Annotated in this window: 12 protein-coding genes and 1 pseudogene; 9 read left to right on the top strand and 4 right to left on the bottom strand. The window is 70.6% G+C overall.

Annotated features, from left to right (window positions below):
* Positions 1-87: 87 nt before the first annotated feature.
* The 6 genes and pseudogenes from sigK to QT196_RS04210 all read left to right on the top strand — a co-directional run bounded on the left by sigK (position 88) and on the right by QT196_RS04210 (position 5,743).
* Positions 88-681, top strand: a complete 594-nt coding sequence (gene sigK / locus QT196_RS04235; RefSeq protein ID WP_266735633.1) for an ECF RNA polymerase sigma factor SigK — start codon at positions 88-90, stop codon at positions 679-681.
* A complete protein-coding gene (locus QT196_RS04230) occupies positions 681-971 on the top strand; it encodes a zf-HC2 domain-containing protein (protein ID WP_168477648.1) in 291 nt (96 codons plus the stop codon). Before sigK ends, QT196_RS04230 begins: the two co-directional genes overlap by 1 nt.
* A 142-nt stretch (positions 972-1,113) precedes the next feature.
* Positions 1,114-1,896: an FCD domain-containing protein gene (locus QT196_RS04225; protein WP_168477646.1), complete on the top strand. Its 783-nt coding sequence runs from the start codon at positions 1,114-1,116 to the stop codon at positions 1,894-1,896.
* Between the two features lie 406 nt (positions 1,897-2,302).
* The gene (locus tag QT196_RS04220; protein ID WP_290354366.1) at positions 2,303-3,328 is read left to right on the top strand and encodes an alcohol dehydrogenase; all 1,026 of its coding nucleotides are present in this window, start codon (positions 2,303-2,305) and stop codon (positions 3,326-3,328) included.
* Positions 3,329-3,739: 411 nt separating this feature from the next.
* Positions 3,740-5,208, top strand: a pseudogene (locus QT196_RS04215) (NF041680 family putative transposase).
* Between the two features lie 124 nt (positions 5,209-5,332).
* A complete protein-coding gene (locus tag QT196_RS04210) occupies positions 5,333-5,743 on the top strand; it encodes a VOC family protein (protein ID WP_168477642.1) in 411 nt (136 codons plus the stop codon).
* An 80-nt stretch (positions 5,744-5,823) separates the two neighbouring features.
* On the opposite strand, the gene QT196_RS04205 is transcribed toward QT196_RS04210, so the two are convergent.
* Positions 5,824-7,497: an L-lactate permease gene (locus QT196_RS04205; protein WP_290354365.1), complete on the bottom strand. Its 1,674-nt coding sequence runs from the start codon at positions 7,495-7,497 to the stop codon at positions 5,824-5,826.
* Positions 7,498-7,703: 206 nt separating this feature from the next.
* On the opposite strand from QT196_RS04205, the gene QT196_RS04200 reads away from it, so the two are divergent.
* The 3 genes from QT196_RS04200 to QT196_RS04190 are packed head-to-tail and all read left to right on the top strand — an operon-like array spanning position 7,704 to position 10,692.
* Positions 7,704-8,471 (top strand): (Fe-S)-binding protein, encoded by a 768-nt coding sequence (locus QT196_RS04200; RefSeq protein ID WP_168477637.1) that lies wholly within the window; start codon positions 7,704-7,706, stop codon positions 8,469-8,471.
* Positions 8,468-10,057, top strand: coding sequence for a lactate utilization protein B (locus QT196_RS04195; RefSeq protein WP_290354364.1), 1,590 nt, complete (start codon positions 8,468-8,470; stop codon positions 10,055-10,057). The genes QT196_RS04200 and QT196_RS04195 overlap by 4 nt, the downstream gene beginning before the upstream one ends.
* Entirely contained in the window at positions 10,051-10,692 is a 642-nt protein-coding gene (locus QT196_RS04190) for an LUD domain-containing protein (RefSeq protein WP_168483548.1), read from the top strand. The genes QT196_RS04195 and QT196_RS04190 overlap by 7 nt, the downstream gene beginning before the upstream one ends.
* Before the next feature lie 68 nt (positions 10,693-10,760).
* Here the strand turns inward: QT196_RS04190 and QT196_RS04185 are convergent, their stop codons facing one another.
* From QT196_RS04185 to QT196_RS04175, 3 genes are all read right to left on the bottom strand, one after another.
* Positions 10,761-11,555, bottom strand: a complete 795-nt coding sequence (locus QT196_RS04185; protein ID WP_266734852.1) for a carbon-nitrogen hydrolase family protein — start codon at positions 11,553-11,555, stop codon at positions 10,761-10,763.
* A 313-nt stretch (positions 11,556-11,868) separates the two neighbouring features.
* Positions 11,869-13,290, bottom strand: a complete 1,422-nt coding sequence (gene aspA / locus QT196_RS04180; RefSeq protein WP_290354363.1) for an aspartate ammonia-lyase — start codon at positions 13,288-13,290, stop codon at positions 11,869-11,871.
* An 88-nt stretch (positions 13,291-13,378) separates the two neighbouring features.
* Entirely contained in the window at positions 13,379-14,398 is a 1,020-nt protein-coding gene (locus QT196_RS04175) for an asparaginase (RefSeq protein WP_290354362.1), read from the bottom strand.
* Between the last annotated feature and the right edge of the window lie 2 nt (positions 14,399-14,400).

The raw sequence follows: 14,400 nt of genomic DNA, 5'->3' as shown, positions 1-14,400 counted from the left end.
ACGTGGCAACGCGTCCCGGCGCGCTCCATCCCGGGGACCCGGGCCGCACCGGACGGACGAGGGGACGGTCGATACGTCGTGAGGCGCATTTCGCACACCGCACCCGAGGGGCCCCGCCCTCCCGAGCGGTCTGCCGCGGACCGTCTCGTGGACGAGCTGCTCGTGCGCGTCGCCCTGGGCGACGAGCCGGCGTTCGTCGGCGTGTACGACGCCCTCGTGGTGCCCGTCATGGGCCTGGCCTACCGGATCCTGCGCGATGAGGCGCAGGCTGAAGAGGTGACTCAGGACGTGATGATCGAGGTGTGGCGGAAGGCCGACCGGTTCCGTCCCGAGCGCGGTGCCGCGAAGTCCTGGGTTCTGACGCTGGCCCACCGGCGAGCGGTGGAACGGGTGCGATCGGTGCGGGCCGGCGCGGAACGCGAGCGGAAGGCCGCGCAGCTGGCCCACCAGACCCCGTTCGACGAAGTGGTGGAGGCCGTCGAGGAGCGGGAGGAACGGGCGCAGGTCTACCGCTGTCTGGCCGGCCTCGGCAACTCCCAGCGCCTGCCGCTGGTCCTCGCCTACTACCAGGGACTGACCTACGCGGAGGTCGCCGAGGCCCTGTCCACCCCCGCGGGCACGGTCAAGACGAGGATGCGCACCGGCCTGCGGAGACTGCGCGTCTGTATGGGAGGCGACTGATGTCTGCTGCCGAGGATCCGCACGAGGCGGTCGGGGCGTACGTCCTGCACGCCCTGCCGCCCGAGGAGGCGGCCGCCTTCGCCACCCACCTGGCGAGCTGCGACGCCTGCACCCGGGAGGTCGCCGACCTGGAGGCCACCGTCGCGTGTCTGGCCGACGCGGAAGCGGTCACCCCGCCCGACGCACTGCGCCGCCGGGTCCTCGACCGGATCGCGACCACCGCCCAGGAGCAGCTGCTCCGCCGCGAGCCGACCCGGCGCGACGGGCCGCGGCTGGACCTGGAGGTCTGACCTGGCGGTCTGACCTGCCGCGACGGCCGTACGCAGCCCCTCGGCCGAGCCCTCCGCAGCATCGGGCAGTGTGGTCCGACCACACGTCCTGTGTGACATAGTTTTTGCACGGGAGCATGAGGGCCGAGCCGGGGAGTTGGGGATGACCGCCGAATGGCGACCTGTGCGGCAGTCGCGCACGCATGAGCTCGTGCTGGAGCGCATCGAGGAGCGGGTGCTCGCCGGTGAACTCAAGGCCGGAGATCGTCTGCCGCCCGAGCGCGAGCTGGCGCCGGTCCTGGGCGTCAGCCGGTCCGCGCTGCGCGAGGCGCTGCGGGTGCTGGAGACGATCGGGGTGCTGGTCGCCCAGCCCGGGCGCGGGCCGGACGCCGGGGCGCGGATCGTCCGCAACCCGGACGATGCGCTGGGCCGGCTGCTGCGCCTGCACTTCGCCCTGGGCAGCTACCGGCTGCACGATGTGCTGGAGGCCCGGGTGGTCCTGGAGCGCTCCAGCTTCGAGGCGGCCGCGGAGCACGCCTCGGCGCGGGACCTCGACGAGGCGGAAGCGCTCCTGGACCGGATGCGCGAGCCCGGCGTGGGGGCCGCCGACTTCAACGACCTGGACACCCGGTTCCATGTCGCCATCGCGCGCAGCTCGGGCAATCAGCTGACCTCCACCCTCACCTCGGCCGTGCGGGAGTCGGTGCGTCCGCTGATCCTGCGGGCGCTGGAGACGGCGGAGGACTGGCCGGCCACGGCGGCGGCGCTGAACGCCGAGCACACCGAGCTGCTGCGACTGGTACGGGCCGGCAAGGGCGCGAAGGCCGCCGATCTGGCCGAGACACATATCCGCGGCTTCCACGGCCGACTGGTCGACGAGAACGCCCCGGCGGAGCAGGAGCAGGAGCAAGAGGACGAGGGCCGGGCGGGCGCGGACAGCCCTTAGGGTCTGTTGCGAAAGTGGATCTTGATCGGCGATGATCACGGTGTGGCGCGTGGAGATCTGACAGACGCTCAGTGGGTCCGGTTGGAACCGTTGCTGCCCAAGGGGAAGAAGTGGCGGGGCTGGGGGTCAGCCACCCGAGCCATGGACGGCAGCCAGCATGAGAACCATCCCTGCCCCACCCGCGCAGTCCCAGGGTCGCGACCTACTGGGACGCACCCAAGAAGGTAGGGCAGCGTGACGGCACCTGGCATCACATCCGCGAGCAGCTGCAGTCCGATGCGGATGCGAAAGACGCGCCTACAGGGCGCAGCTCGCCCGTCGCCGCTTCCCCTTCGGCGCGCGCGATCGGGCTGGAGCTGGTCTGCTGGATTACAGGGCTGTCGTGCCCGATTCAGGAGAGATCCAGATGAGTACACATCGAGTCGCGCAGGTCGCCGCCCCCGGCGGGACCTTCGAGATCGTTGAGCGTGAGGTACCGGAGCCGGGCCCGGGTCACGTTCGGGTGGCCGTGGACGCCTGCGGGATCTGTCATAGCGACGCCGCCTTCGTCGACGCCGCCTTTCCGGGCGTACGGTTTCCGCTGGTTCCCGGGCATGAGATCGCCGGGCGAATCGACGAGGTCGGCGAGGGGGCCCAAAGCCGCGGCTGGCATGCTGGTGAGCGGGTGACGGTGGGCTGGTTCGGCGGCAGCTGCGGCCACTGCACGCCCTGCCGACAGGGCGACTTCATCGTCTGCGAGAACCTGAAGGTCCCGGGATGGGCCTACGACGGCGGTTTCGCCGAGACGATGATCGCCCCGATGGATGCCCTGGCCCGGATCCCCGATGCGCTGGCGTCCACGGATGCCGGGCCTTTGGCCTGCGCCGGTGTGACCACGTACAACGGGCTGCGGCGCAGCTCTGGACGGCCGGGTGACCTGGTCGCTGTACTCGGCCTCGGCGGCCTCGGTCACCTGGGGGTGCAGTATGCCGCCGCGATGGGATTCGAGACCGTCGCCATCGCCCGTGGAACTGCCAAGGCCGACCTCGCCAAGCAACTCGGCGCGCACCACTACATCGACAGCACGGCGGACACCACCGTCGCAGACGCGCTGCGGTCCCTTGGCGGCGCGAAGGTCGTGCTGGCCACCGCCGGCAGCTCCGACGCGATCACGGCGACCGTTGACGGGTTGTCCCACCGCGGCGAGCTGGTGGTCATCGGTGCGGCCTTCGAGCCGATGGGCATCAGCCCAGTCCAGCTGATCTTGCAAGGCCGGATCGTACGCGGCCACCCGTCTGGCACCGCGCAGGATGTGCACGACACCATGGCGTTCAGCACCCTCCACGGGATCCGCCCGATGACGGAGATCATGCCGCTGGACCAGGCCGATGAGGCGTATCAGAAGATGCTCTCCGGCGCCGTGCGTTTCCGTATGGTGCTCACTACCCGCTGACGCACCCCGGTCGATCGAGGTCTCGGCGTGCTTCTTGACCGCGTTTCCAGCAGGTGTGCCGGTTCACCCCGAGCCGCCGCGCGACCGCCGACACCGTGGTGTCGCCGAGCCGCAGGAGGCTGACCGCCCACTCCACACCGGCGGACGGCCCGGCTTGATGCCCTGTGGCAACAACGGCTCCGGCCGGGCCCACTGGCCGTTCGTCAGATCACCACGTCCCACAGGGCGTGATCATCCACGACCAAGATCCACTTTCGCAACAGACCCTAAGCTTGTCTTTTAACCTCTGGCCTCGAACGGGGTGTCGTACGACGTCACTCACCTTGGGATTCGCCGGACAGGCGGACGGCCTTCGCATGATCCTGCATTCCGCCACGGAATCAGATTCATACGAAGGCCGCAGAGGTGAGTTTGCTGAACCACGATGCCCGGCGGGACGCGTTCGACTTCACGTCACACTTCCGGGAGGACTTCTACGCGTGCCTGACTCGGCGCGGTGACACCCTGTTCGAGCTGTGTGACGCGATGCTCTGCGAGAACGGGCCGGTGACCTCGCCCGTGGACCTGACACTGCTGGCCGAGCACCGCCGTGGGCACGGCGCGTTGTACGACGCGCTGAACTGCGGCCGCATCGCCGCGGACAGGCTTCGCCGCACTCTGGCTGTGCTCCCGCAGCCCAAGGCCGCCGACAACCGGCTCGCCCTCGCGGTCGACGTGACCAACTGGCTGCGTCCCGACGCCCCGTGCAGCCCGGACCGACTGTTCTGCCACGTTTATGGCCGCAACGGACGCTCCAGCGACCAGTTCATTCCCGGCTGGCCGTACTCGTTCGTCGCCGCCCTGGAGACGGGCCGCACTTCCTGGTGCCAGCTGCTGGACGCGGTCCGCCTGGGTCCCGACGACGATGTCGCCGAGGTCACCGCTGCCCAGGTCCGCCGCGTGGTCACCGACCTGATCGACGGCGGCCAGTGGGAGCCCGGAGACGCGGACATCCTGGTCGTCTTCGATGCCGGATACGACGCCCCGCGCATGGCCTACCTGCTCGACGGCCTGCCCATCGAGGTGCTGGGGCGAATGCGTGCGGACCGGGTGATGCGCCGTCCGGCGCCCTCGCGAAAAGAGTTCGCCCTGGCCAACCCCTACGGTGGCCGCTACCCCAGGCACGGCAACGAGTTCCGCTTCGCCAAGCCCGAGACCTGGGGAGAGCCAGACGCCGCGACGATGCAGGTCACCGACCGGTACGGCACCGCCCAGGCCATAGCCTGGGACCGAATCCACCCCCGGCTCACGACCCGCTCTGCGTGGATCGACCACGAGGGTGAACTCCCGCTCCTCGAAGGCACGTTGATCCGCCTCCAGGTCGACCACCTGCCCGGGGTCAGGACCCGCTGCCCCTCTGGCTGTGGTCCTCGAAGACCGGTATGACCAGCGAGGAAGTCGACCTGCGCTGGCAGGCGTTCCTCCGCAGATTCGATCTTGAGCACACCTTCAGAATGATCAAGCAGACGCTCGGCTGGGCCCGCCCGAAGCTCCGCACCCCCGAGGCCGCGGATCACTGGACGTGGCTCGTGATCGCGGCCCACACGCAACTGCGGCTCACCCGCGAGGCCGCTGCTGATCTCCGCCGCCCCTGGGAGAAGCCGACCGAGCCAGCACGCCTCACCCCCGCCAGGGTCCGCCGCGGGTTTCGGAACCTCCGCCCGCACCTGCACTGCCCAGCCCGTGCACCGAAACCCTCAACCCCCGGACCAGGCAGGCCAGTCGGGTCGAAGAACCGTCATCCCCCCACCCGTCACGACGTGGGCAAAACGACCAGGCGACCCGAGACCATCACCGAACGCAATCGCCTCAAAGGCCGCAAAGATCAAATAGCAAGCTGAGCGACCCTGCCGGGCATCTTGGAGCCCCGATGTCAGCTGACCTGCGTGCTGCCAGGCTCGGACGGTTGTCAGTGCCCGTTGCTACGTTCAAGCCGTTCGAATCACTCACGCCAAGGAGCATCAGATGGGATCTCAACTCAACCCGTGCCTCGCCTTCAACGGGAACGCACGGCAGGCGATCGAGTTCTATCAGGACGTCCTCGGCGGCCAGCTGGATATGGGCACCTACGCCGAATACGGCTCGCCGGACGTGCCTCACCCCGACAAGATCATGCACGCCACGCTCCGCACCCCAGACGGCTACACGCTGATGGCGTGGGACGTTCGGGAAGAGATGCCCCACACCCCGGGCAACAACGTCGCGGTCTTCCTCGACGGCGACGACGCCAAACTCCGCGACTACTTCGAGAGGCTGTCCGCCGGCGGCACGGTGACGCTGCCCCTGGAGAAGCAGTCATGGGGTGACGAGGCTGGCTCGCTCGTCGACCAGTTTGGGATCACCTGGATGGTCAACATCACCCAGCAGCCCAGGTAGACCACGGGGCAGCATCAACGTCCGATTCCGGGGTTAAAAGACAAGCTAAGGGCTGTCCCCGCCCTCCCCCGCCCGTATGTCTACGGCAGCATCCAGGACAGCGCCGACAGTGACTGGAGGTAGACCAGCACGCACAGGACCGCCAGCATCGCGACGCTGTAGCCGGCGACCTTGCGCAGCAGGATCCGCTCGGTGCCGGGCTGTTCCACCGCGGTCGCCGCGATGGTCAGGTTCTGCGGGCTGATCAGCTTGCCGACCACGCCGCCCGTGGTGTTGGCGGCCACCAGCAGGGTCGGGTCGATGCCCGCGGTCTTCCCGGCGGTCTGCTGAAGGGTGGCGAACAGGGCGTTCGATGAGGTGTCCGAGCCGGTCACCGCGGTGCCGAGCCAGCCGAGGACGGGGGAGAGCAGCGCGAAGAGCCCGCCCGCGGCGGCGAGCCAGGTGCCGATGGCGAGGGTCTGCCCCGACTGGTTCATGACGTAGCTCAGTGCCATCACGGTGGCGACCGTGGCGATGGCGGTGCGCATGTTCCGCAGGGTGCGCCCGGCGCAGGACAGTCCCGAGCGGGCGGTCATCGGGAAGCGGTCGGCGTCCTTCGCGCGGCTGTAGATCAGCATCACCAGGAGCCCGGAGAGCAGCAGCAGGGTGCCGGGATTGGCCAGGACCTCCAGTTTGTAGACGGCGCTGCCGGCGGGCGAGCCGTCGGGGGCGAGGAGGTTGCCGTAGAGGCCGGGCCAGTCGAGCTGGACGGTGAGGGAGCCGAGCAGCCCGGGTATGTCGAGTCCGCCGATGTCGAGCTTGGCGAGCGCGAAGACCGCGATGACCAGGAGGTAGGGCAGTACGGCCAGGAAGGTGCGGCGGCGGGTCAGCGGTTCGGCCGTGACCTGGGAGCGCTGGTCGTCCGGTGTCGTGGGGGTCCAGAAGCGCAGCATGACCACCGCGGCACCGAAGCCGGCGAGCGCGGCGACGACATCGGTGAGTTCGTAGGCGAAGTGGGCCGAGCACCAGAACTGGGCCAGGGCGAAGACGGCGCCGGTGGCCAGGGCGATGGGCCACAACTGCCGCAGACCGCGCCATCCGTCGACGAGGAAGAGCAGCAGCTGCGGCACGAAGAGGGCGAGCAGCGGGCTCTGCCGGCCGATGACGGCGGCGAGGGACTCCGCGGGGATGCCGGTGAGGTTGCCCGCGGTGGTGATGGGGATGGCCATGGCGCCGAAGGCGACCGGCGCGGTGTTGGCGACCAGGACGGTGACGGCCGAGGTGAGCCGGGGCAGTCCGACTGCCATCAGCATGGCGGCGGTGATCGCGACGGGCGCGCCGAAGCCGGCCAGCGCTTCGAGCAGTCCGCCGAAACAGAACGTGATGAGCATGGCCTGGATGCGCAGATCGCCGCGGCCGACGGCGTTGAAGGAGCGGCGCAGATCGTCGAAACGGTGGCTGACCACGGTGAGTTCGTAGAACCAGATGGCCGACACGACGATCAGCATCACCGGGAAGAGGCCGAAGGCCGCGCCCTGCGTGGCGGACAGCGCGCCGAGCCGCAGCGGCATGCCGTAGCCGAGGACCGCGACCAGGAGTGCGGTCAGCAGGGCGCCGAGGGCGGAGTGCAGCGCGGAGCGCCTGGCCGCCATCAGCAGCAGGAAGAAGGTCGCCAGGGGCACCAGGCCCAGTAGCGCGGTGGTGGTGAGGCTGTCCCCGACGGCGGCCACGTCGGGGGTGTAGGCCGCCAGGGCAGCGGGCGGAGTGGTGGCCACGGAGTGCTCCTCATCGAGTTCTGCGCGCCGTCCGGCCGGTGGTGAACGTCCCGTTCCGGCCATCGCGGCGCCGTGTGGCTGACGAACGGCCCTCAGTAGCCCACCGAAGATGTCGCATGTCAATAAGGTCGGACCAAACTGCGTCCTTACTTTTCTCACTCGGTTCGAGGGGAGTATGGTCGGACCATAAGCGCCAGGGAGGCTCTATGCGCATCGCCCTCTTCGCCACCTGTCTGGGAGACACGCTCTTCCCGGAGGCGGTGAAATCCACCGCGGTACTCCTGGCCCGTCTGGGCCATGACGTGGTCTTCCCACCGCAGCAGACCTGCTGCGGCCAGATGCATGTCAACACCGGCTATCAGCGTGAACCGGTGCCGCTGGTGCGGAACTTCGCCGAACAGTTCGGCGACCCGGCGATCGAGGCCGTGGTCGTGCCGTCGGGCTCCTGCGCGGGCTCGGTCCGTCATCAGCACGAGATCGTCGCCGCACGCTACGGTGACGCGGCCCTCCGCGCCGGTGTGGCCGCCGTACGGACCAAGACGTACGAGCTGTCCGAGTTCCTCGTCGACGTCCTCGATCTGACCGACGTCGGCGCGTACTTCCCGCACCGGGTGACCTACCACCCCACCTGTCACTCGCTGCGGATGCTGCGGGTCGGCGAGAAGCCGCTGCGGCTGCTGCGCGCCGTCGAGGGCATCGACCTGGTGGAGCTGCCCGAGGCCGACGCCTGCTGCGGCTTCGGCGGCACCTTCGCGGTCAAGAACGCCGAGACCTCCACCGCGATGCTGCGGGACAAGATGGACCACATCACCGGCACCGGCGCCGCGGTGTGCACGGCGGGCGACTCCTCCTGTCTGATGCATATCGGCGGTGGTCTCTCACGCATCAGGTCCGGCACACGGACCCTGCATCTGGCCCAGATCCTCGCTGCCACCCGCACCGCGCCGCACGTCCTGACGGAGGCCGCCCGATGAGCAGTCCGAACGGCCCCGCGACGCAGGGCACTTTCCTCGGCATGCCCGCCGTCCCCCCGCGCTCCCCGTACGGGACGGGCCATCTGCGCGGTGAGCGCAGCTTCCCCCGGGCCGCGCATGACGAGCTGGGCAACGGGCAACTGCGCCGCAACCTGGGCAAGGCCACCCACTCCATCCGCGCCAAGCGCCTCGCCGTCACCGGCGAACTGCCCGACTGGGAGCAGCTGCGCGACACCGGCTCGGCGATCAAGACCGACACCATGAACCGGCTGCCCGAACTGCTGGAGCAGCTGGAGCGGAAGGTCACCGAGCGCGGCGGCACCGTCCACTGGGCCCGGGACGGCGTCGAGGCGAACGAGATCGTCACCCGGCTGGTGCGGGATACCGGCAGCGACGAGATCCTCAAGGTCAAGTCGATGGCCACGCAGGAGATCGGCCTCAACGAGCATCTGGCGACTCAGGGAATCGCGGCGCTGGAAACCGACTTGGCCGAGCTGATCGTGCAGCTCGCCGACGACCGGCCGTCACACATCCTGGTGCCCGCGATCCACCGCAACCGCGAGGAGATCCGGGAGATCTTCCTCCGGCACCTCCCGGGCGTCGACCCCGCGCTGAACGCCGACCCCGCCCGGCTCGCCGCCGCGGCGCGCGCCTTCCTGCGCGAGAAGTTCATGACGACCAAAGTGGCCGTCTCCGGCGCCAACTTCGGCATCGCCGAGACCGGCACCCTGGCGGTGGTCGAGTCCGAGGGCAACGGCCGGATGTGTCTGACGCTCCCCGGGACGCTGATCACCGTCATGGGCATCGAGAAGGTCCTGCCCCGCTTCCAGGACCTGGAGGTCTTCCTCCAGTTGCTCCCGCGCTCCTCGACCGGTGAGCGGATGAACCCCTACACCTCGCTGTGGACGGGCGTGACACCGGGCGACGGCCCGCAGGAGTTCCATCTCGTACTGCTCGACAACGGGCGGACGGCGGCGCTCGCGGACCGGATCGGGCGCGCGGCGCTCCACTGCATCCGCTGCTCGGCCTGCCTCAACGTCTGCCCGGTCTACGAGCGGACCGGCGGCCATGCCTACGGATCGACGTACCCCGGCCCGATCGGTGCGGTGCTCACCCCGCAGCTGGCCGGTATGCATGGCGCCAAGGGCGATCCCAACAGCTCACTGCCGTACGCCTCCAGCCTGTGCGGAGCCTGCTTCGACGCCTGCCCGGTGAAGATCGACATTCCGTCGCTCCTCGTCGAGCTGCGCCACCAGCACACCGAACAGTCCGGGACGACCGCGGAGAAGCTGGCGATGAAGGCCGCGGCCGCGGTCATGAAGCGGCCCGGGCTGTTCACCGCCGCACAGAAGGCGGCCGGGCTCGGACGCGTACCGGCGGGGCGGGACGGCACCCTCTCCCGTCTGCCCCCGCCGCTCAACGGCTGGAGCGACAGCCGGGACACCCCCGCCCCGCCCCGGCAGACCTTCCGATCCTGGTTCGCCTCCGCCGAGGGCGCGGCCGCGATGCGGGCCGCGGCCGAAGAAGGCGCCCGGCACACCGACGACGCCCCGCACACCGACGACGCCCCGCAGGAGGAATCGTGACCGCGACCGCACGGGAGACGGTGCTCGGCCGTGTCCGGGACGCCCTGGCCCTCTCCGACGGGCCCGAAGTGACCGTCCCCCGCGGCTATCGCACCGGCCGCTCGCTCCCCGACGAGGAGCGGCTCGCCCTCTTCGCCGACCGGCTCGTCGACTACCGGGCGCAGGTCCGCACCTGCACCGCCGCAACCACGGCGACGGTGCTCGCCGAGGTGCTGCATGCGCACGGCGCGCGGAAGATCGGCCTACCTCAGGGGCTCGATCCGGCCTGGCTGGCCGGGTATGACGGGGAGACGGTGACGGATTCCGCCGACGTGCCGGCGCCCTCGCTCGATGCGCTGGACGGGGTGGTGACTGGCTCCGCCGTCAGCTGCGCCGAGACCGGCACCATCTTCCTGGACGGCGCCGCCGCGGATCAGGGGAGGCGCGCACTGACCCTCGTGCCCGATCTGCACGTCTGTGTCGTCGAGCTGTCGTCGGTGCGGACCGGGGTGCCGGAGGCGGTGGCGCAGTTGACGCCGGAGCATCCGATCACGCTGATCAGCGGCCCCTCGGCCACCTCCGACATCGAGCTGGAGCGGGTCGAGGGGGTGCATGGTCCGCGCACGCTGGCGGTGGTGATCCGCACCGACCGCTGAGCGGCCGCGGTATGCCCCCGGGTTGACGCCCCGTCAGGGACGGTGGACGTGCACGGCTGAGGGCCCGCCTACATGCTCCGGTTGTCCAGCACCGCCACCGCCCGCCGCACCCGGGCGGTCTCCTCGGTGTCCACGTCCCCGACGAGCAGGTCAGGGCGGTCGCCCAGCTGTCCGCGTACGGTCCCGTCGGGGCCGATCAGTGCGCTGTGCCCGACACCGGTCGGCGCCTTGGTGGGGGCCTCCGGGTCGGCCTGCGGATCCGGGGCGGCCTGGTTGACCGCCGCCAGCCAGACCGTCGCGTCCAGCGCGCGCGCCCGCACCAGCAGGTCCCACTGTGCGCGCTTGCCGGGCCCCGCGGCCCAGGCGGCGGGCAGCACCGACACCGTGGCCCCCGCGTCGGCGTGGGCCCGGAAGAGTTCGGGGAACCGCAGGTCGTAGCAGGTCGCCAGGCCCACCCGGACCCCGTCGACATCGATGGTCACCACGCGCTTACCGGGGGCGACCGCGTCGGACTCCCGGAACCCGAAGGCGTCATACAGATGGATCTTGTCGTAGAACTCCTCGACGCCGGGTCCGGTGGCCAGCAGGGTGTTGGTCACCCGCCCGTCGTCCGCCGGGGTGAACATGCCGGCCACCACGGTCACGCCGGTCTCCCGGGCCACCGCCCGCACGCCCTCGGCCCACGGACCGTCCAGCGGCTCGGCCACCTGCCCGAGCGCCGCCCCGAACCGCACCATGGCCGCCTCCGGAAGGACCGCCAGCCGGGCCCCCTCGCGTGCCGCACGGCGGACCTGGTCCTGGACGATCGCGAGGTTCTCCTTCGGATCGGTCGTTGCCGTCATCTGGCACAGCGCGATACGCATGCGGATCTCTTCTCTCTCGTGCGGTGTCTTCAGGACCTGGTTCCGGCGCCCGGCCCGTCTCACCCGGCCGGGAGCGCCGGTGACCATCCTGCCTGCCGACTGCCCGGAGCCGGTCGTCAGACAGGTGCACTCCTCCTCATCGTGCGCCGGAACCCGCCCCGGGAGCACGTCCAGGAGGGGGCCACGGCGATTCCGGCCCCCTCCTGGACGGCACGGCGGGTGACCTGCTCACGGTCGGTCACCGGTCGAGATCCTGTGTGACGTGGTCCCGGCCCCGGAACCGTTCGGCTGACGTGCTCCGGGCGGGCCGGTGTCAGACCGTGCTCAAGTCACCGCCCGTACCGGCGATTTCCTCCGGGCGCAGCAGCGCGGCGAGCCGGTCGGCCGGGAGCAGGCCCTGTTCCAGGACGAGTTCGGCGACGCCGCGTCCGGTGGCCAGCGCCTCCTTGGCGATCGCGGTGGCGGCGGTGTAGCCGATGTGCGGGTTGAGGGCGGTGACCAGGCCGATGGAGTTCTGCACACTGGCCAGGAGCGTCTCGGTGTTGGCGGTGATGCCCGCCACGCAGCGCTCGGCGAGGGTGCGGCAGGCCGCCCCGAGGTGGGTGATGCTCTCCGAGAGGGAGTGCAGGATGACCGGCTCGAAGGCGTTGAGCTGGAGCTGGCCCGCCTCGGCCGCCATGGTGATGGTGACGTCGTTGCCGATGACCTCGAAGGCGACCTGGTTGACGACCTCGGGGATGACCGGGTTGACCTTGCCGGGCATGATGCTCGAACCGGCCTGCACCGGCGGCAGATTGATCTCCGCGAGCCCGGCGCGCGGGCCGGAGGACAGCAGCCGCAGATCGTTGCAGCTCTTCGAGAGCTTGACGGCGATGCGCTTCAGGACGCCCGACAGATGGACGAACGCGCCGCAGTCCTGGGTGGCCTCGACGAGGTTGGCGGCGGTGACCAGCGGCAGCCCGGTGAGGGCGGCCAGATGGGTACGGGCCGCCTCGGCGTAGCCCTTGGGGGCGTTGAGGCCGGTGCCGATGGCGGTGGCACCGAGGTTGATCTCGTGGATGAGCAGGACCGCCTCCGCCAGCCGGCTCTGGTCCTCCTCCAGCATCACCGCGTACGCCGAGAACTCCTGGCCCAGGGTCATCGGCACCGCGTCCTGGAGCTGGGTACGCCCCATCTTGAGGATGTCGCGGAACTCTTCGGCCTTGGCCGCGAACGCCTCGCGCAGGACGGCCATCGAGTCGAGCAGTTCCCGTACGGCGATGATCGTGGCGACGTTGACCGCCGTCGGGTACACGTCGTTCGTCGACTGGCTCAGATTGACGTGCTCGTTGGGGTGCAGATGGCGGTAGTCGCCCTTGTCATGGCCCAGGATCTCCAGCGCCCGGTTGGCGATCACCTCGTTGGCGTTCATGTTCGTCGAGGTCCCGGCACCGCCCTGGATGACATCGACGACGAACTGGTCGTGCAGCTGCCCGCCGGACCGGATCTCCCGGCAGGCGGCGGCGATCACGTCGGCCCGCTCGGTGTCGAGCAGTCCGAGGTCCTGGTTGGCCCGGGCCGCGGCCTCCTTGACGGCGGCGAGCGCGTTGATCAGGTGCGGGTAGGTGGCGATCGGCGTACCGGTGATGGGGAAGTTCTCCACGGCGCGCAGGGTGTGCACGCCCCAGTACGCCTCGGCGGGTATCTCCCGGTCGCCGAGCAGATCGTGTTCGCGGCGGTGGCCGGCGGAAGTCATGGTGCAGCGGGTCCTTTGTGAGGTGGAGCGGAGGGGGAGGAGTCCGGGCGGGTGTGCCTGGCAGGGAGGTGATGGGGCGTCAAATGGCTTACGGGGCAAGGGCTTTCGTTGCCCGCAAGGATCCGACGGGGGTGCCGCCCCCGATGACGGGTGTGGTGGCGAACGGGGCCAGGGCGTCGGGGTCGACGCCGCAGCGCGCCAGGGCCGCCGCCGTCACCGGCATCCGGGCGCGGTCACCGCCGTCGGCGATCTTCACACCGACCGCCCGGCCGTCCGGCAGGGCCGCGATCTGCACGCCCTCGAAGCCGTCCTTGGCGAGCAGACCGGGCACCGCCCGCACCAGCCGGGCGACGTCCCGCCGGCTGCCGGACACCATCTCCGGGTGCGTGCGCATGGCGTGCGCGACCCGGCCCTCCCCGGTGCCGGGGGCGGCGGTCGCCAGCCGGGCGGCGGCCCGGGTCAGCCCGTGGAGGGAGACGGAGAACAGCGGGGCGCCGCAGCCGTCGACCGTGACCCGGGCGATGCCCTGGCCGGTGAGGTCTTCGACCGCCGCGGCGAGTTCCCGCTGCAACGGGTGGCCGGGATCGAGGTAGCCGTCCAGATCCCAGCCCCGGGTGCGGCAGGTCAGCAGCATCGCGGCGTGCTTGCCCGAGCAGTTCTGCGCGAGCCGGGTGGGCCCCAGACCGCGCCGGATCCACTCGTCCCGTACGGCGGGGTCGTACGGCAGATCGGGGACGTTGCGCAGCTCGTCCTCGGTCAGGTCGCCGGCGGCCAGGATGCCCCGGGCCGTGGCCAGATGCTGCTCCTCGCCGGAGTGGCTGGCCGCGACCAGGGCCAGCGACGGATCGTCCAGCGGCGGCAGGCCCGCGCGCAGCAGGCCGACCGCCTGGACGGGCTTGAGTGCCGAGCGCGGGTAGAACGCCGCCTCGATGTCGCCCGCCTGGAATGCCACGCTCCCGTCGGCCGCCAGCACCACGACGGAGCCGTGGTGGACGCCCTCGACGATGCCTGCGCGCATCACATCGGCGACGGGGACATGGGCCGGTTCGCGGACTGCGGGCGGGGCGCCCGCGGTGCGGTGCGGCGGCAGGGTGGTGCGCTGACTCATGA

The organism is Streptomyces sp. P9-2B-2 (assembly GCF_030406865.1).
Lineage (GTDB): Bacteria > Actinomycetota > Actinomycetes > Streptomycetales > Streptomycetaceae > Streptomyces > Streptomyces platensis.
The sequence above is the reverse complement of the archived record's forward strand: the minus strand, read 5'-3'. Positions and strand labels throughout refer to the sequence as shown.